This window comes from Pseudomonas sp. PWP3-1b2 (genome assembly GCF_049896045.1).
Lineage (GTDB): Bacteria > Pseudomonadota > Gammaproteobacteria > Pseudomonadales > Pseudomonadaceae > Aquipseudomonas > Aquipseudomonas antarctica_B.
Window position 1 is genome coordinate 25,893 of sequence record NZ_JAFCTN010000035.1, and the last position, 19,576, is coordinate 45,468.

Below are 19,576 nucleotides of genomic sequence, written 5' to 3' on the forward strand. Positions count from 1 at the left end.
CGCCGGCGTCCTGAGCTTTTCCAACACAGTTAGTGGAGAGATCACCTTGGTAGAGTACGTAGTTTCCCTCGATAAGCTCGGCGTCCATGATGTAGAGCACGTGGGGGGCAAGAACGCATCCCTCGGCGAGATGATCAGTAATCTTGCAGGCGCTGGTGTCTCGGTGCCCGGTGGTTTCGCCACCACGGCCCAGGCTTACCGCGATTTCCTCGAACTGAGCGGCCTCAATGCTCAGATCCACGCCGCGCTGGACGCTCTGGACGTCGATGACATCGCCGCCCTGACCAAGACCGGTGCCCAGATCCGCCAATGGATCATGGAAGCCGAGTTCCCCGAAAAGCTCAACGAAGAAATCCGTGCCGCCTTCGCCACCCTGTCGGCGGGCAACCCGGACATGGCCGTCGCCGTGCGCTCGTCGGCCACCGCCGAAGACTTGCCGGACGCCTCTTTCGCCGGTCAGCAAGAAACCTTCCTTAACATCCGTGGCGTGGAAAACGTGATCCGCGCGGCCAAGGAAGTGTTTGCCTCGCTGTTCAACGATCGCGCGATTTCCTACCGCGTACACCAGGGTTTCGACCACAAGCTGGTGGCCTTGTCTGCCGGTGTGCAGCGCATGGTGCGTTCGGAAACCGGCACCGCTGGCGTGATGTTCACCCTGGACACCGAATCGGGCTTCCGTGACGTGGTGTTTATCACCGGCGCCTACGGCCTGGGCGAAACCGTCGTACAGGGCGCGGTCAACCCGGACGAATTCTACGTACACAAACACACCCTTGAGGCCGGTCGCCCGGCGATCCTGCGCCGCAACCTGGGCAGCAAGGCCATCAAGATGATCTACGGCGACGAGGCCAAGGCCGGTCGCTCGGTGAAAACCGTTGATGTGGACAAGGCTGAGCGCGCGCGTTTCTGCCTGAGCGACGCTGAAGTCAGCGAGCTGGCCAAACAAGCGATGATCATTGAAAAGCACTACAAGTGCCCGATGGACATCGAGTGGGCCAAAGACGGTGACGACGGCAAGCTGTACATCGTGCAGGCTCGCCCCGAAACCGTGAAGAGCCGCACTTCGGCCAACGTCATGGAACGCTACCTGTTGAAAGAAACCGGCACGGTGCTGGTGGAAGGCCGTGCCATCGGCCAGCGCATTGGCGCCGGCAAGGTGCGGATCATCAAGGACGTGTCCGAAATGGACAAAGTCCAGCCAGGCGACGTACTGGTTTCCGACATGACCGACCCGGACTGGGAACCAGTGATGAAGCGCGCCAGCGCCATCGTCACCAACCGTGGCGGGCGTACCTGCCACGCGGCGATCATCGCCCGTGAGCTGGGGATTCCAGCAGTAGTTGGTTGCGGTAATGCCACCCAGCTGTTGAAAGACGGCCAGGGTGTGACGGTTTCCTGCGCCGAAGGCGATACAGGTTTTATTTTTGAAGGTGAGCTGGGCTTCGACATCAAGCAAAACTCCGTCGACGCCATGCCGGACCTGCCGTTCAAGATCATGATGAACGTCGGCAACCCGGACCGCGCGTTTGATTTTGCGCAGTTGCCGAACGCCGGTGTGGGCCTGGCCCGACTGGAGTTCATCATCAACCGCATGATCGGCGTGCATCCAAAAGCCCTGTTGAATTACGACGGCCTGCCGCTGGACATCAAGGAAAGCGTCGACAAGCGCATCGCCGGCTACAACGACCCGGTGGGCTTCTACGTCGAGAAGCTGGTGGAAGGCATCAGCACCCTGGCGGCGGCGTTCTATCCGAAAAAGGTCATCGTGCGGCTGTCGGACTTCAAGTCCAACGAATACGCCAACCTGATCGGCGGCAAGCTGTACGAGCCGGAAGAAGAAAACCCGATGCTGGGTTTCCGTGGCGCCTCGCGTTACATCAGCGAATCGTTCCGTGACTGCTTCGAACTCGAGTGCCGCGCCCTCAAGCGCGTGCGTAACGAGATGGGCCTGACCAACGTCGAGATCATGGTGCCCTTCGTGCGTACCCTGGGCGAGGCGAGCCAAGTGGTTGACCTGCTGGCTGAAAATGGCTTGAGCCGTGGCGAGAACGGCCTGCGCGTGATCATGATGTGCGAGTTGCCGTCCAACGCGATTCTGGCCGAAGAGTTCCTCGAATTCTTCGACGGTTTCTCTATTGGCTCCAACGACCTGACCCAGCTGACCCTGGGCCTGGACCGTGACTCCGGGATCATCGCCCACCTGTTCGACGAGCGTAACCCTGCGGTCAAGAAGCTGCTGTCCAACGCCATCCAGGCCTGTAACAAGGCCGGCAAGTACATCGGCATCTGCGGCCAGGGCCCTTCCGACCACCCGGACCTGGCCCGATGGCTGATGGAACAGGGCATCGAAAGCGTCTCGCTGAACCCCGATTCCGTGCTGGAAACCTGGTTCTTCCTGGCGGAAGGCCAAGCGCCGGCCTAAGGTCGAAACGTCAAAAGTGCCGGTCACTTGTTGAGGGTGACCGGCATTCTTATCTGTGCAGGGCGGACCTCCTTCCGGACGCCGCCCTTTTTTGTGCAAGAGCATTATGCAAAGCAGCAGCAACCTGTTTCCCGTCGCCTTGATCAGCGCTGAACGTCGTGGCGACCTGAGTGAAGATGTGTACCGCCTCAAACCCGGCAACAGCCCCGACGCCACCGTCGAACTGGCCGTGACCCGCTTGGGCCGTGCCGATGTCCCGGAAAACCGGGGCACGCCGGTTATTTTGTTGCACGGTAGTTTTTCCAATCGACGCTTTTGGTATTCACCCAAGGGCATCGGGCTGGGCGCCTACCTGGCCCGCCAGGGTTTTGATGTATGGATACCTGAGATGCGCGGCCACGGCCTGTCCAAGCGCAATCAAACCTACGTCAAAAATCGCGTGGCGGACTACGCGCGCTACGATTTGCCGGCGATTGGCGACTTTGTGCGTGAGCAAAGCGGGCAGGTCCCCCATTGGGTGGGCCATTCACTTGGCGCGACGACTTTGGCAGCAGCCTTGGGCGGCCAGCACCTAGGCGCGCCGTCGGTGGCGTCCGTGGCGCTGTTTGGCTGTCAGGTCAGTCGCACCCATTGGCCGCTGAAAATTCCGCCGGTGGAGTGGGGCAGTCGTTTGCTGCTCAAGCGCTTTGCCCAGGTGTCTGGGCCGCGGTTCAAACGTGGCCCCGAGGATGAGCCGGCCGGCGTGATGATTGAAGCCATGCGCTGGAATGGCCTGTTCGGCCGTTTTGGCGACGCTGAGCGTGACTGGTGGAAAGGCTTGGCCGAAGTCGACGTGCCGCTATTGGCAGTCAGCGCGGCCGCAGACAAACAGGATCCGGATTGGGCGTGTCGCAAGCTGTTTGAGCAAGTCGGCTCCGAACATCGCCAGTACCTGTGCCTGGGCCGCCAGCAGGGTTTTACCGGGGATTTCGGGCATGTCGAGATGTTGGTCAGTAAAGCCGCGGCGGCTGAAGTGTGGCCGCTGGTGGAGCAGTGGTTGAAGGATCCGCTGACACCTTTATATGGGGCGCAGTCCGAAGTGGCCGCCGTGCTTTGACAGAAGGCTCTGCCAAGGGCGTTTCACTCGTGCGTGGTTGCGGCTAAGATATGACGCGTTAAACGCTTCTGGTCATATTCAGTCGCGCAGTGGCTATTGCGTTGCGGCGACGCGGGTGGGATGTTCCACACCCGCATCGCCTGGCGCTTCTTTCGAAAGACACTTCTTTGACCCAAAGGAATTTTTCAATGAACCATTACGTGACCCCCGACTTGTGCGACGCCTACCCGGACCTGGTGCAGGTGCTCGAGCCGATGTTCAGCAATTTCGGAGGCCGAGATTCCTTCGGCGGCGAAATCGTCACCATTAAATGCTTCGAAGATAATTCCCTGGTCAAGGAACAGGCCGACCAGCCGGGCGCTGGCAAGGTGCTGGTAGTCGATGGCGGTGGTTCACTGCGCCGCGCGCTGCTCGGTGACATGATCGCTGAGAAAGCCGCCAAAAATGGTTGGGAAGGGCTGGTGATCTACGGCTGCATCCGTGATGTCGATATCATCGCCCAGACCGATCTGGGGGTGCAGGCACTGGCCAGCCACCCGATGAAAACCGACAAACGCGGGATCGGCGACTTGAACGTGGTGGTGACCTTCGCAGGCGTGACGTTCCGCCCGGGTGAATATGTTTACGCCGACAATAATGGCGTGATCGTATCGCCCAGCCCGCTGAAAATGCCTGAATAAACCGCAATTGCCGACAGGGGTGAGGATGTTCGAGGAAGAAAACGCGCAATGGGGGTTGGTGCATGCCCTGGTGCTGGACGGTAAAGGCGGTGCGCGTTCGATTGCCCGGACTGAGCTCGACGACTTGCAACTGCAGCCCCAGGAAAGCCTGTGGCTGCATTGGGATCGCAGCCATCCGCAAACCCAGACCTGGCTGCGTAAATCCAGCGGTTTGAGCGAGTTCGCCTGTGACTTGCTGCTGGAGGAAAACACCCGCCCGCGCCTGTTGCCGTTGCCGGATGCCGAATTGCTGCTGTTTCTGCGCGGGGTCAACCTCAACCCCGGTGCCGAGCCGGAAGACATGGTGTCGGTACGCATCTTTGCGGCTGCCAGTCGCGTGATTTCCTTGCGCCTGCGCCCATTGCGCGCCACAGATGAGCTGCTGGTGCAACTGGCGGAAGGCAAGGGGCCAAAAACGGCGTCTGAACTCATCCTTTATATGGCGCAGTACCTGACCAATAAAGTGCAGGATCTGGTCACTGACCTGTCCGAAATCGTCGATTCCGAAGAAGAAAAACTCGACGCCGACGAACGGTATACTCCTGAGCACGGCAACGTTTTGCAGATCCGCCGGCGAGCCGCCGGGCTCAAGCGTTTTCTCGCCCCGCAGCGGGATATTTTTGCGCAGCTGACGCGCATCAAATTGCCGTGGTTCTGTGACGACGATGCCGACTACTGGAACGAATTGAACAACAGCCTGACCCGCTACCTGGAAGAGCTTGAGTTGACCCGGGAGCGCGTGGGGCTGGTACTTGAGGCCGAAGACCGGCGGCTGAGCGTACGCATGAATCGCACGATGTATCGGTTCGGGATCATCACCGGGATCTTCCTGCCGATGAGTTTTCTAACAGGCTTGCTGGGTATCAATGTGGGCGGTATTCCGTTCTCCTCCAGCCCCTACGGATTCTTGATTGCCTGCCTGATGATGGTGGCTGTCGCCACCGGGCAATGGTGGCTATTTCGACGATTACGCTGGGTTTGAGCTGAATATGACCTGAACGCAGAAAGGGTCTTATGTGACCCCAGGAATTTTACCCTCGTCTTTTAATTCACTTGCGAGAGGTCTTTATGCACGATCCGTTCGAACAGTCTTTGCGTGACATGCTCAATGCTTCGCCGTCCAACCGTGATGACGATGCTTGCCTGGGCCGCGTGTTGAAAACCGCCAACCGTCAGGTTGGGGCGGGGGATCTGTTCGGTCTGCTCGGGCGTTGGGTACCGGCGTTGATGATGGCCCTGAACAATGGTTCGGCCCACGTATCACCGGTTTCCCGTCGTAAACCTCTCGCACGCACTGCTGATAAGGCTGATTGAATATGGAACTTGATCTCTGGACCCAAAGCCTGGTCACGGCGATGACCGCATTGTGGACCAAGGTGGCGAATTTCATTCCCAACCTGTTTGGTGCCCTGGTATTGGTATTGCTGGGTTTTGTCGTGGCCAAGCTGCTCGACACCTTGCTGTCCAAATTACTCGCAAAACTCGGACTCGATCGATTGATGGCAGGCACTGGCCTGACCAAGCTATTGGGCCGCGCGGGACTGCAGGTGCCGATCTCGACCCTGATCGGCAAGATCGTTTACTGGTTCGTTTTACTTATTTTTCTGGTTTCTGCGGCTCAGTCACTTGGCCTTGAGCGAGTTTCAGCTACGCTCGACATGCTGGCACTGTATTTGCCGAAAGTCTTCGGCGGCGCGCTGGTGTTGCTTGTAGGCGTTTTACTCGCGCAATTGGCCAACGGGCTGGTTCGCGGGGCAGCCGAAGGCGTGGGGCTGGACTATGCTGCGGGCTTGGGGCGAATTGCCCAGGGCCTTGTTATTATCATCAGTATTTCTGTCGCGATCAGCCAGTTGGAGGTCAAAACCGACCTGCTCAACCACGTGATTGTGATTGTTTTGATTACCGTTGGTCTGGCAGTTGCGCTGGCCATGGGGTTGGGAAGCCGGGAAATTGCCGGTCAGATTCTTGCGGGAATCTACGTACGTGAGCTGTATCAGGTTGGGCAACAGGTGCGTGTGGGCGAGGTCGAAGGGCAAATCGAGGAGATAGGCACAGTCAAGACGACAGTGCTGACCGATGACGGTGATCTGGTATCGCTGTCCAACCGGATTCTCCTCGAGCAGCAGGTCAGTAGCCGCTAACCCGGCAAACCCTGCTAATGTACGCCGCCGCAAACCCGGCTGACCGGGTTGTAGCGGACATTGACCTGACTGTCGGCACGACTTGTTTTGAATAAAGCCCAAACGCTGTCCACGCGCTACGACCCCCGTGAGCTCTCTGATGAGGAGTTGGTCGCGCGCGCACACACGGAGCTGTTTCACGTAACACGTGCGTACGAAGAATTGATGCGCAGATATCAACGCACTCTGTTCAACGTTTGTTCAAGGTACTTGGGGAACGATAGAGATGCGGACGATGTCTGTCAGGAAGTGATGCTCAAGGTGCTTTACGGGCTGAAGAACTTCGAGGGAAAATCGAAGTTCAAGACTTGGCTCTACAGCATCACGTACAACGAGTGCATCACGCAGTATCGGAAGGAACGGCGAAAGCGTCGCTTGATGGACGCTTTGAGTCTGGACCCCCTTGAGGAAGCGGCTGAAGAAAAAGCGCCGGCACCCGAGGAAAAGGGCGGACTTGATCGCTGGCTGGTGCATGTGAATCCGATTGACCGTGAAATTCTGGTGCTACGATTTGTCGCAGAGCTGGAGTTTCAGGAAATTGCTGACATCATGCACATGGGTTTGAGTGCTACAAAAATGCGTTACAAACGCGCTCTTGATAAATTACGTGAGAAATTTGCAGGCGAGACTGAAACTTAGTGCGTAGCAAATATCTCTTACGTGTAGGCAAGTTCTGTTAGACTTGTCGCCGAGTTGTCCCCCGGTTTGTGGGACTGCTTTACAATCACCAGATGGGGATTTAACGGATGAAACTGAAAAACACCTTGGGCTTGGCCATTGGTTCTCTTATTGCCGCTACTTCTTTCGGCGTTCTGGCACAAGGCCAAGGCGCAGTTGAAGGCGAGCTGTTCTACAAGAAGCAGTACAACGATAGCGTTAAGCACATCGAAGACGGCTTCAACCCAGGCGCCCGCATTGGTTACTTCTTGACCGACGACCTCGAGCTGAACCTGTCGTACGACAAGACTAACCACACCCGTTCGAACGACGGTACTGGCAGCCAGAAAATCAAAGGCGACACCGGCAGCCTGGTAGGTACCTACCACTTCGGTCAAGCTGGCGTCGACTCCCTGCGTCCATACGTAGAAGGCGGTTTCGGCCACCAGAGCCGTGGCAACGTACAGGCTGACGGCCACAGCGGTCGCGATCAGTCGACCCTGGCTATCGTTGGTACTGGTGTGAAGTACTACTTCACCAACAACCTGTACGCTCGTGCCGGTGTTGAAGCTGACTACGCAATGGACAACGGCAAGTGGGATTACTCCGCACTGGTCGGCCTGGGCGTAAACTTCGGCGGTAACGCTGGCGCAGCTGCTCCAGCTCCTACCCCAGCACCAGCTCCAGAGCCAACTCCAGAGCCAGAAGCTCCAGTTGCTCAGGTTGTTCGTGTTGAGCTGGACGTGAAGTTCGACTTCGACAAGTCGGTTGTTAAGCCTAACAGCTACGGCGACGTGAAAAACCTGGCCGACTTCATGGCTCAGTACCCAGCTACCAACGTAGAAGTTGCTGGTCACACTGACTCCATCGGTCCAGACGCCTACAACCAGAAGCTGTCCCAGCGTCGTGCTGACGCTGTTAAGCAAGTCCTGGTCAAAGACGGCGTTGCTCCTAGCCGCATCACCGCTGTAGGTTACGGCGAATCCCGCCCAGTTGCTGATAACGCAACTGAAGCTGGTCGCGCTGTTAACCGTCGCGTAGAAGCGTCGGTTGAAGCTACCGCTCAGTAATTACTGAGTTGTAGAAAAAAGCCCGGCTTAGGCCGGGCTTTTTTTCGCCTGAAATTTACCTCAGGCGCTGGCTGACACTGCAACACAGGCCGCCTGTGCATGGGCGGCAACGCTGCCGATCACCAGAATCGCTGGGCTCTTCAAGGCGAACGCCTGCGCATCCGTATGCATATGCGCCAAGTCGCTGCGGCACTCACGCTGATGGGGCAGCGAGGCATTTTCGATCATGGCTACCGGCATACCCGCGGTCATTCCCCCGTCCAACAGTTGCTGACGGATTTCCTCCAGCTTGGCCACACCCATATAAACCACCAACGTCGTGCCGCCCTCTGCGAGTGCGCGCCAATTCAGGCTGCTGTCGTCCTGAGTGTGCGCCGTCACCAGCGTCACACCACGGCTGACACCGCGCAAGGTTAATGGAATGTCGCAGTTCGTCGCGCCAGCCAGGCCAGCGGTAATTCCGTTAATCAGCTCTACCTCAATGCCGCGTTCGCGCAGCCACATCGCTTCTTCGCCGCCTCTGCCGAAAATGCACGGGTCACCGCCTTTGAGCCGCACCACACACTTGCCTTGGCGGGCATAGCGCAGGATCAAGCGGTGGATGAAATCCTGCGGTGTCGAACGGCAGCCCCCGCGTTTACCCACGCTGATTACCCGCGCCAGTGCGCAGTGTTCCAACACCGCCGGGTTGACCAGATCATCGATCAGCACCACGTCGGCCTCGTGCATCGCGCGCACCGCCTTGAGGGTCAGCAGTTCCGGATCACCGGGGCCAGCGCCCACCAACCACACTTTTGCGCTCATGTTTTTCCCCTCACACATTCATTGCGATTGGCTGCGGGTTGCCTGCCAAAAGACGTTTGATTTCCGGCACACAGGAGCCACATTGCGTGCCGCACCCCAGCGTGTGTTTGAGTCCATCCAGGTCAAGGCCGCGGCCAATGCCCGCGCACACGGCGCTTTCGCTGACATTTTTGCAGTTGCACAGGATCTTGCTGCTCACCGCCACGCCTCCCGGCGGCGCACTCAACGGCGCCAACAGCCAGCGGCGCAGTGTGTCGTCAGCGCGGCCTTCCAGCCACAGGCTTTGCAGCCAGTGCCGCGCGAGGGTTTCACCGGCCAGTCGCAGGGCGGTGATGCGGCCTTTCTCGATCTTCACGCGCTTGCCAATTGAGCGACGCGGGTCGTCGTAAGCCATCACTGGGCCGTCGTTGAGGCCCAGCAATTCGTCGATTCGGGTCAGTAGTTGCAAATCAGGTGCTTCGGTATGGGCCGCACGTATCAGCAAGGCGGGCCGTTCACGCCCGGCGAGGCTCAAGCTGACGTAGGAGAAGCCTTCACACAGCGACCGCAGCGCTTCAAAGTGTTGCTGAATGTTTCCTTCGATCAGCGCAAACAGTTGCCACGGCAGTTGCACGGCTTCTAAACGGACGCCGCTGTGCTTGAGTTCCGGTTGCTTCGACAAAGGGTCAAACGCGGGCTGGGTCAGCGCATTAACGCCGCCCTTGAGAAAGCGATCGCCCCAATGCATGGGCAGGAACGCCTGGCCGGGGCGCACGCTGTCATCACTGCTAACGGCAACAATGACAGTGCCGCGACGGCTTTTCAGATTGACCAGGTCGCCGTCCTTGAAGCGATGGCGGCGCAATTCATCCGGGTGCAGGCTCAACAGCGCTTCACTGACATGCCCGAACAACTGCGCCGCGGTGCCGGTGCGGCTCATGCCATGCCATTGGTCGCGCAGGCGCCCGGTGATCAAGGTCAGCGGGAAGCGCGCGTCGCGCTGCTCCTTGGCGGCGCGGTAAGGGTCGGCGATAAAGTGCGCGCGGCCGCTATCGGTCGGGAATACGCCATTGGTGTACAAGCGCGGCGTCCCGGACTTCGCGCCCACCGGAAAGGGCCATTGCTGTGGCCCGATCTGGTCAAGCAGTGCATGGCTGATGCCCGACAGGTCGAGGTCACGCCCGCGTGTCAGTTCCTTGTACTCATCAAAGATCTGCGCCGATGTCTCAAAGGCGAACAGGCTGGCCTTTTCTGAGCGCAGGCGTTTCTCCATACGCTGTGCGAAATCCACGGTAATCGCCCAGTCCGGTCTTGCTTCTCCCGGTGGGAAGATGGCGGGACGCACGTGGGAAATTCGACGTTCGGAGTTGGTCACCGTACCTTCCTTTTCCCCCCAACTGGCGGCGGGCAACAGCAGGTCGGCATAGGCAGCGGTTTCCGTGGTGCGAAAAGCCTCCTGCAAAACGACAAAAGGGCACGCCGCCAACGCCGCGCGCACGTTGTTCTGGTCTGGCAATGATTGCGCGGGGTTGGTACAGGCAATCCACAGCGCCTTGATTTTGCCCGCCTGTACCTGCTCAAACAGTTCAATGGCGGTCAGCCCAGTGGGCGCCGGCAATGATTCAATGCCCCAGTAGTTGGCGACTTGCGCCCGATGTTCAGGGTTGGACGCCTCGCGATGACCCGGCAGCAAATTCGACAGGCTCCCGGTCTCGCGCCCGCCCATGGCATTCGGCTGGCCGGTCAGGGAAAACGGCCCGCAGCCCGGTCGGCCTATGGTGCCGGTGGCCAGGTGCAAATTGATCAACGCGCTGTTTTTCGCGCTGCCGGCGGTCGATTGGTTCAGCCCCATGCACCACAACGACAGAAAACTGCTGGAGGTGCCGACCCATTCCGCACACAGGCGCAGTTGCTCGACGCTGATCCCGCACAGCTGCGTCACCATCTGCGGCGTGTAGTCATGCACCAAACGTTTCAGTTCAGCCAAGCCTTCGGTGTGCGCCTGGACAAACGCGCGGTCGATCCAGCTTTCCCACAGCAACAGGTGCAAAATTCCGTGGAACAACGCCACGTCCGTCCCTGGCAAAATCGCCAGGTGCAGGTCAGCCAGATCGCAGGTGTCTGTACGCCGTGGATCAATCACCACCACTTTCATCTGTGGGCGACGTGCCTTGGCTTCTTCCAGGCGTCGGAATAAAACCGGGTGGGCGTAGGCCATGTTGCTGCCGACAATCATCACGCAGTCGCTGGTGTCCAGGTCTTCATAGCTGCATGGCGGTGCATCGGCCCCCAGGCTTCGCTTGTAGCCGACCACCGCCGAGGACATGCACAGCCGCGAGTTGCTATCGATGTTGTTGGTACCTACCAAACCCCGCGCCAGCTTGTTGAAGCTGTAATAGTCCTCGGTGAGCAATTGCCCGGAGATATAAAACGCAACGCTGTCCGGCCCGTGCTCGGCGATGGTCTCGGCGAACACGTTGGCGGCGTGTTCCAGGGCGGTGTCCCAATCGGTGCGGGCGCGTGCCAGGCCTTTGCCCAGGCGCAATTCCGGGTAAAGGGCGCGGGCACTCAAGTCGCCGGTCAGGTGCAGGCTCGAACCTTTACTGCACAGTTTGCCAAAATTCGCCGGGTGGCTCGGGTCGCCTGTTACACCAAGGATCTGCTCGCCGTCATGCTCGATCAGCACGCCGCAGCCCACCCCGCAATAACAACAGGTGGACGCGGTGGTCTGGCGGTTCATCAACCGGCGTCCCGCAGGGCCAGCATCACCCGGCCGTTTTCCACGCGGGCGGCATGATGATGGGCGCAGCCGATGTCTGGTGCCTGGGCCTCGCCGGAGGCCAGGTCGATCTGCCAATTGTGCAGCGGGCATGCCACGCGCTTGCCGTAGATCAAGCCTTGGGAGAGCGGGCCGCCCTTGTGCGGGCAGCGGTCGTCGAGGGCGAAAACTTCGTCGTCGCTCGTACGAAATATCGCGATATCGCCTTTCGGCCCGCTGATGATGCGCGAACCCAGCGCGTTGATTTCATCGAGGGCGCAAATATCCAACCAGTTCATGCCGGCACCTCCAGCTGTTTGACGGGGATCACATCAAATTCCTTTTTCAGCAACGGCTGTTCCAGGCGTTCCTTCCACGGGTCCTGCTCGAACGACAGCGAGAATTGCAGCCGCTCGTTAAGGGCCTGACGCCGCACCGGGTCTTCCAGCACGGCTTTTTTGATGTGTTCCATGCCCACCCTTTGCAGGTAGTGCACGGTGCGCTCCAGGTAAAAGGCCTCTTCGCGATACAACTGCAGGAAAGCGCCGTTGTATTCGCGCACCTCTTCGGCGGTTTTCAGCTTGACGAAAAACTCCGCGACTTCGGTTTTGATCCCGCCGTTGCCGCCGATGTACATCTCCCAGCCGGAATCGACGCCGATAATGCCTACGTCCTTAATGCCGGCTTCCGAGCAGTTGCGTGGGCAACCGGACACCGCAAGTTTGACCTTGTGCGGCGACCACATATTGAACAGGTCATGCTCCAGCTCAATGCCCAGTTGCGTGGAGTTCTGCGTGCCAAAGCGGCAGAACTCGCTGCCGACGCAGGTTTTCACGGTGCGGATGGATTTGCCGTAGGCATGGCCGGACGGCATGTCGAGGTCTTTCCAAACCGCCGGCAAGTCCTGCTTCTTGATGCCGAGCAAGTCGATGCGCTGGCCGCCGGTGACCTTGACCATCGGCACGTTGTATTTGTCGGCCACGTCGGCGATACGCCGCAGCTCCGAAGGATTGGTCACACCGCCCCACATCCGCGGGACTACGGAGTAGGTGCCATCTTTCTGAATGTTGGCGTGGGCGCGTTCGTTGATCAGGCGCGATTGCGGGTCGTCTTTGGCTTCGCCGGGCCAGGTGGAGATCAGGTAGTAGTTCAGCGCCGGGCGGCAGGTGGCGCAGCCATTCGGTGTGCGCCAGTTGAGGTAGCTCATGGTGCCGGCGATGGTCAGCAGGTGCTGGTCGCGGATCGCCTGGCGGATTTGCCCGTGGTTGAGGTCGCTGCAGCCGCAGATGGCTTTTTCGCTTTTCGGTTTGACGTCGGCCGCACCGCCTACGGTGTTGATCAGGATCTGTTCCACCAGCCCGGCGCAAGACCCGCAGGAGCTGGCGGCCTTGGTGTGTTTTTTTACCTCATCAACGCTGAACAGTCCCTGTTCTTGAATCGCCTTGACGATGGTGCCTTTGCACACGCCGTTGCAGCCGCAGACTTCGGCGGTGTCGGCCATGCTCATGGCTTTGTCCTGGCCTTGATGGCCTACATCCCCCAGGGCGTTTTCGCCGAACATCAGGTGATCGCGGATCTCGCCGATGGCATGGTTCTCACGAATCTGGCGGAAATACCAACCGCCATCGGCGGTGTCGCCGTACAGGCAGGCGCCGACGAGGATGTCGTCCTTGATCACCAGTTTTTTGTACACGCCGCCAATCGGGTCGGAGAGGGTGATGGTTTCGGTGCCTTCGCCGCCCATGAAGTCGCCGGCGGAGAACAGGTCGATGCCGGTGACTTTCAACTTGGTCGACGTCACCGAGCCCTTATAAGTGGCAAAGCCGAGCTGCGCGAGGTGGTTGGCGCAGACCTTGGCTTGCTCGAACAGTGGCGCCACCAAGCCATAGGCGATTCCGCGATGGCTGGCGCATTCGCCGATCGCGTAGATGCGCGGGTCATAGGTTTGCAACGTGTCGTTAACCAAAATCCCACGGTTGCACGGGATGCCGGATTTTTCCGCGAGTTCGGTGTTGGGGCGGATGCCGGCGGCCATCACCACCAGGTCGGCGGGAATGATGTCGCCGTTCTTGAATTGCACCGAACCGACCCGGCCATTGCCGGCGTCATGCAGCGCCTGGGTTTGTTCGCACAGGCGAAACACCAGGCCACGGTTTTCCAGTTCGGTTTGCAGCAATTGGCCGCTGGTTTTGTCCAGTTGCCGCTCCAGCAGCCATTCGCCGATGTGCACCACGGTCACGTGCATGCCGCGCAGCATCAGGCCGTTGGCGGCTTCCAGGCCGAGCAGGCCGCCGCCGATGACCACCGCGTGTTTGTGGGTTTTGGCGGTGTCGATCATCGCCTGAGTGTCGGCGATGTCGCGGTAGCCGATCACACCCTGCAACGTATTGCCGGGGATCGGCAGGATAAACGGCGTCGAACCGGTGGCGATCAGCAGGCGATCGTATTCAGCCTCGGAGCCGTCTTCGGCGGTGACGATGCGTTTGACGCGGTCGATCTTCACCACTTTGCGGTTGAGCAGCAGCTTGATGTTGTTGTCCAGGTACCAGCTCAGGTCATTGAGCACAATTTCTTCGAATGTCTGCTCGCCTGCCAGCACCGGCGACAGCAGGATGCGGTTGTAATTGGTGTGGGGCTCGGCGCCGAACACGGTAATGTCGTACAGGTCGCTACTCAGCTTGAGCAACTCTTCAAGGGTGCGTACCCCGGCCATGCCGTTGCCGATCATTACCAATTTGAGTTTTTTCATGTCGTTCTCCGCAATGGCTCGACAAATCACGCGCAAACAAAAAAAGGCGTCCCCGCTAGCAAGCTAGCGAGGACGCCTTTGTCCCGGTCCCGTTCTCTCGGGAAGCGCGACCCTTCGACGTTGAAGGGGCGGCTATATGTGTGTTCTTGAGTTAGCTAATGCAGTGGTTGTGCCAAGTCGCCAGCCGCCCGCATTTATTGGGTGCGCCGGTAATGGCCAGTCTGATTTCGCGCTTTAGTGGTGCAACAGCCAGTACAGCAGCACCAGATTGATCAACAAAGACGCCATCGCCAGGGTTTGCCAGACCTTCAGCGGTTCGCGCTCCAGCAACGGCTTGGGTCGCACGCTGAGTTCACGGCGGTCGGCCTGTTCCAGCACCAGCAACCATTCTTCGGCGGTTTCATAGCGCTGCGCGGGTTGCGCCGCCACGGCCCGTTCCAGGCTGAGTGGCAACCAGTCCGGCAGGTCGGGGCGGTAGCGACTGGCGCTGACAGCTTGAGTGAAGCGCGGCCGTTGGAACGCTTCGATTTCACCGTAGGGATAATGCCCGGTCAGCAGGTAATACAAGGTCACGCCCACGCTGTACAAATCCTGCTGCGCCGTAGGACGCTCGCCACCGAACGCTTCGGGCGCGATAAAACTGGGTGTGCCGGGCAAAAGGTGGGCGCGGTCCTCGGAGAGCCCGGGGCAGTAGGCCAGGCCGAAATCCAGCACGCGCAGTTCGCCATCATCGCCCAGCAGCACGTTTTCCGGCTTTATATCGCGGTGCAGGATCTGTCGCCGGTGCAGCATGCCCACCGCGCGCAGCAAACGCTCAGCGATGGATTGCCATTGCGCCAGTGGCAATGGCCCCTGATGTTGGAACAGTTGCGCGAGGGTTTGCCCGGAATATTCACGCATCACGTAGTACAAATGCTGACGCCCGCTGGCGGCATGTACTTCAGGAAACGCGCGCCCGGCCACTCGCCTCAGAAACCATTCCTCCGACAGCAACGCCTGGCCGGCTTCGCTGTCCTCGTCGCGGTTGAGGGGCAAGGTTTTCAGTAGCCAGGGTTGTTGCTGGGCATCATGTACGCGGTACAACAAGGACTGTCGGCTCTGCGCCAGCAGGCTTTGAACCTGCCAACCTTCAAAGCGTTGCCCGGGCTTGAGAGGTGGCGGCAACGGCCACTGCTGTAATTGCACCAGCGCATCGCCGAGGGTGGCGGCGCCGAGTGTGTCGATGCGCACCAGCAAGGCGCTGGCATTGTCAGGGCTGCCAGCGAGGTGCGCGGCACTCACCAGCGTGCTGACCGCCACATCGAGGTCGGCTTGCTCGCGCAGGATCGCGCGGATGCTGTGATCACCAAGCGTGGCCCACACGCCATCGCTGAGCAGGAGGAAACATTCGCCGGTGCGCAGTTCACCGTCCATGAAGTCCAGCACCAGGTGTTGATCCAGGCCGAGGGCACGTTTGAGCACGTGCTGCATGCCTGGTTGCTCCCACACATGGTCTTCGGTGATGCGCTGTAACTCGTCGTCCAGCCAGCGATACACCCGGCAATCGCCGACATGCGCCAGGGTGAAGCGCTGCCCGCGAAACACCAGGGCGCTGAGGGTGGTCAGCAATGGCTGGCCACCGCCATTGGCTTGCAGCCAGCGATTTTGCGCCAGCAACAAACGCTCCAGTGCCTGGGCCACGCCCCAGGTTTGCGGCGTGGCGTAGTAGTCCAGCGCCAGCGCCTGCAAGGTCGAGCGTGCGGCCAGGCCACCGTCGGCGCACTGGCTCACGCCGTCGGCCAATGCGCACAGGTAGCCCTTGCTCGCGGCCAGTTCTGCCACGGGTGTCACCACTCGCAGCGCGTCCTGATTTTCCTCTCGAGGCCCGATGGCGCTGGCCTGAGCAATGCTCAGTTGCAGGCCCATCAGACGCGGGCAGCGGTCACGGCAGCCGAACCCCAAGTGGTTCTCCAGCGACGTTTCACGCCGTGCAAGCCGAACCAGGCCAACACGCCGAGGCTGGCGAACAACCACAGGGCCAGTTGATAGCTGCCGGTGCTCTGTTTGATTGCGCCCATGCCCGCCGCCAGGGCGAAGCCGCCGATACCGCCGGCCATGCCGATCAGGCCGGTCATTACCCCGATCTCACGACGAAAACGCTGGGGCACCAGTTGGAACACTGCGCCATTGCCTGCGCCGAGGCCGAGCATGGTGCAGACGAAAAGTGCCAGTGCCGCGTAGGAGCTCGGCAGGTTAAAACCCACCGCCGCGATGCAAATCGCCGCCACGCTGTACATGCCGAGCAAGGTGCGAATCCCGCCGAAGCGGTCCGCCAAGGCGCCGCCCAGTGGGCGCATCAGGCTGCCGCCGAACACGCAGGCCGCGGTGTAGTAACCGGCAGTCACCGGGCTCAGGCCGTATTGGTCGTTGAAGTAGCCGGGCAGGGCGCTCGCCAGGCCGATGAACCCGCCGAAGGTCACGCTGTAGAAGAACATGAACCACCAACTGTCGCGGTCGCCCAGCGCCTTGAAGTAGTCGGCCATGGACTTGGCTTTTGGGCGTTCCGGCGCATTGCGCGCGAGCCAGGCGAAGACGATCAGGGTGATGATCAGCGGAATCAGCGCGAAGCCGAAGACATTGCTCCAGCCAAACGCAGCCGCCAGCACGGGTGCCAGCAACGCCGCAAACACGGTGCCGGAGTTACCGGCGCCGGCGATGCCCATGGCCTTGCCCTGGTGTTCGGCCGGGTACCACTGAGACGCCAGCGGAAGGGCGACGGCGAACGATGCACCGGCCATGCCGAGGAACATGCCCAACAACAAGGCTTGTTCATAGCTGTGAATCCCGAGTTTCCAGGCACATAACAACGCCACGATCACAATCACCTGGCCAATCAGCCCGGCAGTCTTGGGCGACAGTTTGTCGGCCAGCATGCCCATCAGAAAGCGCAGCACGGCGCCCGCCAGGATCGGCGTCGCCACGACAAGACCGCGCTGTTGGGTGGTCAGGTGCAGGTCGGCGGCGATTTGCACCGCGAGTGGGCCCAGCAGGTACCAGACCATGAAGCTCAGGTCGAAATACAGGAACGCGGCAAACAGGGTCGGGGTGTGCCCGGATTTCCAGAAGCTTGATTTCATCACGCACCTCAACGGTTGGGGTCTTGTAAGAAGGCCTGGTGATGGGGTCGCCGGCTGAAGGCCGCCCCACCGGCCCCATGCGCTGGGGCCAAAACGAAAAAACGCCGCCACCGGGTTCGCGAGGGCAAACCGGATGTGCGACGTCTTTGTCGTGGAGGGGCAACCGCCGTTGGTTACCTGTGATGAATGCTTAGCAAGAGCTGAGCCAGATCAGCCCAGCAGCTCGCTCATGGCGATAATCTGCTCCGCCACCTGGATCAGTTTCTGCTGGCGGCTCATGGCCTGGCGGCGCATCAAGGAGTAGGCCTCTTCCTCATTGCAGCTCTTCATTTTCATCAGCATGCCCTTGGCCAGTTCAATGCGCTTGCGCTCGGCGAGCTGCTGGTCGCGGGCCTGAAGCTGCGCGCGCAGAGCCTGGTCGCTCTCGAAGCGCGCCATGGCCACGTCCAGAATAGGCTGCAGGCGCTGGGCCTGGATGCCTTCGACAATATAGGCACTGACGCCGGACTTGATCGCCTGGCGCATCACGTTCGGGTCGTGTTCGTCGGTGAACATCACAATCGGCCGGGGCTGATCGCGGCTGACCAGCACCACTTGCTCCATTACGTCGCGCCCAGGTGACTCGGTATCGATCAGGATCACGTCCGGGCGCACCGTTTCGACGCGTGCAGGCAGGTCGATGGTCAGGCCTGACTCATCGATCACCTCGAAACCCGCCTCGGTCAGCGCGGCCTTAAGGCGCCCAACCTTGCGCGGGGTGTCGTTGATCAACAGGATTCGTAACATATTCGTCCTCCTGTCAGCGCAAGGCTTGGCGGCCAGCGTGGTCTGCCATGGCATGCAGGCGGAAGCTGCGGGCGTAGGCGGCGGGGTCGGCGCCGTCCCAGATTTTGCCGTCGATCAGTTGGCTGCTGCGCAGGTTGTGGCTGTCCGCCGAAACACCAACGGCTGCGGCGGCCTGGCGGTACAGATCCAATTGCTGCACCTGACGGGAAACGCCCAGGTAATCCGGGTCTTCGCGCAACAGGCCCCAGCGCCGAAACTGGGTCATGAACCACATGCCGTCGGAAAGGTACGGCAGGTTCACCTCGCCGTTGCCAAAAAAGCGCAGGGCGTGGGGGTCTTGCCAGCAGTTACCGAGGCCGTCGTCATAGATGCCGAGCAGGCGTGGCTCGATGCAGTCCAGGGGTGCGTCGAGGTAGTCGCGGGCGCTGAGCAGTTGCGCGGTGGAGCGGCGGTTTTCCTGGCTTTCTTCGATAAAACGGCTGGCCTCAAGGATCGCCATCACCAGCACGCGGGCAGTGTTGGGGTACTGATCAACAAAGGCCTGGGTGCAGCCGAGGACCTTTTCCGGGTGATCCGGCCAGATCGTCTGAGTGGTGGCCAGGGTAAAGCCTTGATTTTGCTTTACCGCGCTGGCGCTCCACGGCTCGCCGACGCAAAAACCGTCAATGCGCCCGGCTTGCAGGTGCGCAACCATCTGCGGCGGTGGCACCACCACACTGTCCACATCCTGCAACGGATGAATGCCTTGGCTCGCGAGCCAGTAATACAGCCACATGGCGTGGGTGCCTGTGGGAAATGTCTGAGCGAAGGTGAGTTTTGTTCGGCTTTGGTGCACATGGCGATCCAGTGCCTCAGGAGTGATCACCCCCTGCTGTTGCAGGCCGTGGGACAGGTTGATGCTTTGGCCGTTCTGATTGAGGCCCATCAGCACGGCCATGTCGGAAGGCGCCACGCCGCCAATGCCCAAGTGCACGGCGTAGATCAACCCGTACAGGCTGTGGGCGGCGTCCAGTTCGCCGCTGACCAGTTTGTCGCGCAGGTTGGCCCAGGACGACTGGCGCTTGAGGTTCAGCGTCAGGCCATAGGGTTGGGCAAAGCCCTGGGTGGCGGCGACCACCAGCGAGGCGCAATCGGTCAGGGCCATGAAGCCAAGGTCCAGGCTGCTTTTTTCCGGGGCGTCGCTGCCATTTACCCAGGCCAGCGGATTATTCACCGGGCTGTTGCCGACCGAATCGTTCAT

General features: G+C 60.2%; 16 protein-coding genes. 8 read left to right on the top strand and 8 right to left on the bottom strand.

Annotation, left to right across the window (positions count from 1 at the left end):
- Nucleotides 1–46: 46 nt before the first annotated feature.
- From ppsA to ACP7A2_RS20645, 8 genes are all read left to right on the top strand, one after another.
- Complete coding sequence (gene ppsA / locus ACP7A2_RS20610; RefSeq protein ID WP_426135726.1) at nucleotides 47–2,422, top strand: phosphoenolpyruvate synthase; 2,376 nt, start codon at nucleotides 47–49, stop codon at nucleotides 2,420–2,422.
- Between the two features lie 106 nt (nucleotides 2,423–2,528).
- The gene (locus ACP7A2_RS20615; protein WP_426135710.1) at nucleotides 2,529–3,518 is read left to right on the top strand and encodes an alpha/beta fold hydrolase; all 990 of its coding nucleotides are present in this window, start codon (nucleotides 2,529–2,531) and stop codon (nucleotides 3,516–3,518) included.
- A gap of 188 nt (nucleotides 3,519–3,706) precedes the next feature.
- Nucleotides 3,707–4,198, top strand: coding sequence for a ribonuclease E activity regulator RraA (rraA, locus tag ACP7A2_RS20620; RefSeq protein WP_426135711.1), 492 nt, complete (start codon nucleotides 3,707–3,709; stop codon nucleotides 4,196–4,198).
- Nucleotides 4,199–4,223: 25 nt separating this feature from the next.
- Nucleotides 4,224–5,219, top strand: coding sequence for a zinc transporter ZntB (locus ACP7A2_RS20625; protein WP_348059915.1), 996 nt, complete (start codon nucleotides 4,224–4,226; stop codon nucleotides 5,217–5,219).
- An 86-nt stretch (nucleotides 5,220–5,305) separates the two neighbouring features.
- Nucleotides 5,306–5,551, top strand: coding sequence for a hypothetical protein (locus tag ACP7A2_RS20630; protein ID WP_025854229.1), 246 nt, complete (start codon nucleotides 5,306–5,308; stop codon nucleotides 5,549–5,551).
- A 2-nt stretch (nucleotides 5,552–5,553) separates the two neighbouring features.
- A complete protein-coding gene (locus ACP7A2_RS20635) occupies nucleotides 5,554–6,378 on the top strand; it encodes a mechanosensitive ion channel family protein (RefSeq protein WP_003175519.1) in 825 nt (274 codons plus the stop codon).
- 87 nt (nucleotides 6,379–6,465) lie between these two features.
- A complete protein-coding gene (gene sigX / locus ACP7A2_RS20640; protein WP_426135712.1) occupies nucleotides 6,466–7,056 on the top strand; it encodes an RNA polymerase sigma factor SigX in 591 nt (196 codons plus the stop codon).
- 107 nt (nucleotides 7,057–7,163) lie between these two features.
- Complete coding sequence (locus ACP7A2_RS20645; RefSeq protein ID WP_426135713.1) at nucleotides 7,164–8,144, top strand: OmpA family protein; 981 nt, start codon at nucleotides 7,164–7,166, stop codon at nucleotides 8,142–8,144.
- 60 nt (nucleotides 8,145–8,204) lie between these two features.
- On the opposite strand, the gene cobA is transcribed toward ACP7A2_RS20645, so the two are convergent.
- From cobA to ACP7A2_RS20685, 8 genes are all read right to left on the bottom strand, one after another.
- Nucleotides 8,205–8,948 carry a uroporphyrinogen-III C-methyltransferase gene (gene cobA / locus ACP7A2_RS20650; RefSeq protein ID WP_426135714.1) on the bottom strand — a complete coding sequence of 248 codons (744 nt, stop codon included), beginning with the start codon at nucleotides 8,946–8,948 and terminating at the stop codon, nucleotides 8,205–8,207.
- Between the two features lie 10 nt (nucleotides 8,949–8,958).
- Complete coding sequence (locus ACP7A2_RS20655) at nucleotides 8,959–11,667, bottom strand: molybdopterin-dependent oxidoreductase (RefSeq protein WP_426135715.1); 2,709 nt, start codon at nucleotides 11,665–11,667, stop codon at nucleotides 8,959–8,961.
- Entirely contained in the window at nucleotides 11,667–11,984 is a 318-nt protein-coding gene (gene nirD, locus ACP7A2_RS20660; protein WP_078738551.1) for a nitrite reductase small subunit NirD, read from the bottom strand. The genes ACP7A2_RS20655 and nirD overlap by 1 nt, the downstream gene beginning before the upstream one ends.
- A complete protein-coding gene (nirB, locus tag ACP7A2_RS20665) occupies nucleotides 11,981–14,434 on the bottom strand; it encodes a nitrite reductase large subunit NirB (RefSeq protein WP_426135716.1) in 2,454 nt (817 codons plus the stop codon). Before nirB ends, nirD begins: the two co-directional genes overlap by 4 nt.
- A gap of 234 nt (nucleotides 14,435–14,668) precedes the next feature.
- Nucleotides 14,669–16,339 carry a protein kinase domain-containing protein gene (locus tag ACP7A2_RS20670; RefSeq protein ID WP_426135727.1) on the bottom strand — a complete coding sequence of 557 codons (1,671 nt, stop codon included), beginning with the start codon at nucleotides 16,337–16,339 and terminating at the stop codon, nucleotides 14,669–14,671.
- Complete coding sequence (locus ACP7A2_RS20675) at nucleotides 16,339–17,550, bottom strand: nitrate/nitrite transporter (RefSeq protein WP_426135717.1); 1,212 nt, start codon at nucleotides 17,548–17,550, stop codon at nucleotides 16,339–16,341. The genes ACP7A2_RS20670 and ACP7A2_RS20675 overlap by 1 nt, the downstream gene beginning before the upstream one ends.
- Nucleotides 17,551–17,760: 210 nt before the next feature.
- Nucleotides 17,761–18,336 carry an ANTAR domain-containing response regulator gene (locus tag ACP7A2_RS20680; protein ID WP_426135718.1) on the bottom strand — a complete coding sequence of 192 codons (576 nt, stop codon included), beginning with the start codon at nucleotides 18,334–18,336 and terminating at the stop codon, nucleotides 17,761–17,763.
- Nucleotides 18,337–18,349: 13 nt separating this feature from the next.
- Nucleotides 18,350–19,576, bottom strand: coding sequence for a CmpA/NrtA family ABC transporter substrate-binding protein (locus tag ACP7A2_RS20685; RefSeq protein ID WP_426135719.1), 1,227 nt, complete (start codon nucleotides 19,574–19,576; stop codon nucleotides 18,350–18,352).

What these genes read in the sequence shown, in the direction of transcription:
- ACP7A2_RS20615 (WP_426135710.1), top strand. Translation starts at nt 2,529, where the DNA reads ATGCAAAGCAGCAGCAACCTGTTTCCCGTCGCCTTGATCAGCGCTGAA.
- rraA (WP_426135711.1), top strand. Translation starts at nt 3,707, where the DNA reads ATGAACCATTACGTGACCCCCGACTTGTGCGACGCCTACCCGGACCTG.
- ACP7A2_RS20625 (WP_348059915.1), top strand. Translation starts at nt 4,224, where the DNA reads ATGTTCGAGGAAGAAAACGCGCAATGGGGGTTGGTGCATGCCCTGGTG.
- ACP7A2_RS20630 (WP_025854229.1), top strand. Translation starts at nt 5,306, where the DNA reads ATGCACGATCCGTTCGAACAGTCTTTGCGTGACATGCTCAATGCTTCG.
- ACP7A2_RS20635 (WP_003175519.1), top strand. Translation starts at nt 5,554, where the DNA reads ATGGAACTTGATCTCTGGACCCAAAGCCTGGTCACGGCGATGACCGCA.
- ACP7A2_RS20645 (WP_426135713.1), top strand. Translation starts at nt 7,164, where the DNA reads ATGAAACTGAAAAACACCTTGGGCTTGGCCATTGGTTCTCTTATTGCC.
- cobA (WP_426135714.1), bottom strand. Translation starts at nt 8,948, where the DNA reads ATGAGCGCAAAAGTGTGGTTGGTGGGCGCTGGCCCCGGTGATCCGGAA.
- ACP7A2_RS20655 (WP_426135715.1), bottom strand. Translation starts at nt 11,667, where the DNA reads ATGAACCGCCAGACCACCGCGTCCACCTGTTGTTATTGCGGGGTGGGC.
- nirD (WP_078738551.1), bottom strand. Translation starts at nt 11,984, where the DNA reads ATGAACTGGTTGGATATTTGCGCCCTCGATGAAATCAACGCGCTGGGT.
- nirB (WP_426135716.1), bottom strand. Translation starts at nt 14,434, where the DNA reads ATGAAAAAACTCAAATTGGTAATGATCGGCAACGGCATGGCCGGGGTA.
- ACP7A2_RS20670 (WP_426135727.1), bottom strand. Translation starts at nt 16,339, where the DNA reads ATGGGCCTGCAACTGAGCATTGCTCAGGCCAGCGCCATCGGGCCTCGA.
- ACP7A2_RS20675 (WP_426135717.1), bottom strand. Translation starts at nt 17,550, where the DNA reads ATGAAATCAAGCTTCTGGAAATCCGGGCACACCCCGACCCTGTTTGCC.
- ACP7A2_RS20680 (WP_426135718.1), bottom strand. Translation starts at nt 18,336, where the DNA reads ATGTTACGAATCCTGTTGATCAACGACACCCCGCGCAAGGTTGGGCGC.
- ACP7A2_RS20685 (WP_426135719.1), bottom strand. Translation starts at nt 19,576, where the DNA reads ATGAACGATTCGGTCGGCAACAGCCCGGTGAATAATCCGCTGGCCTGG.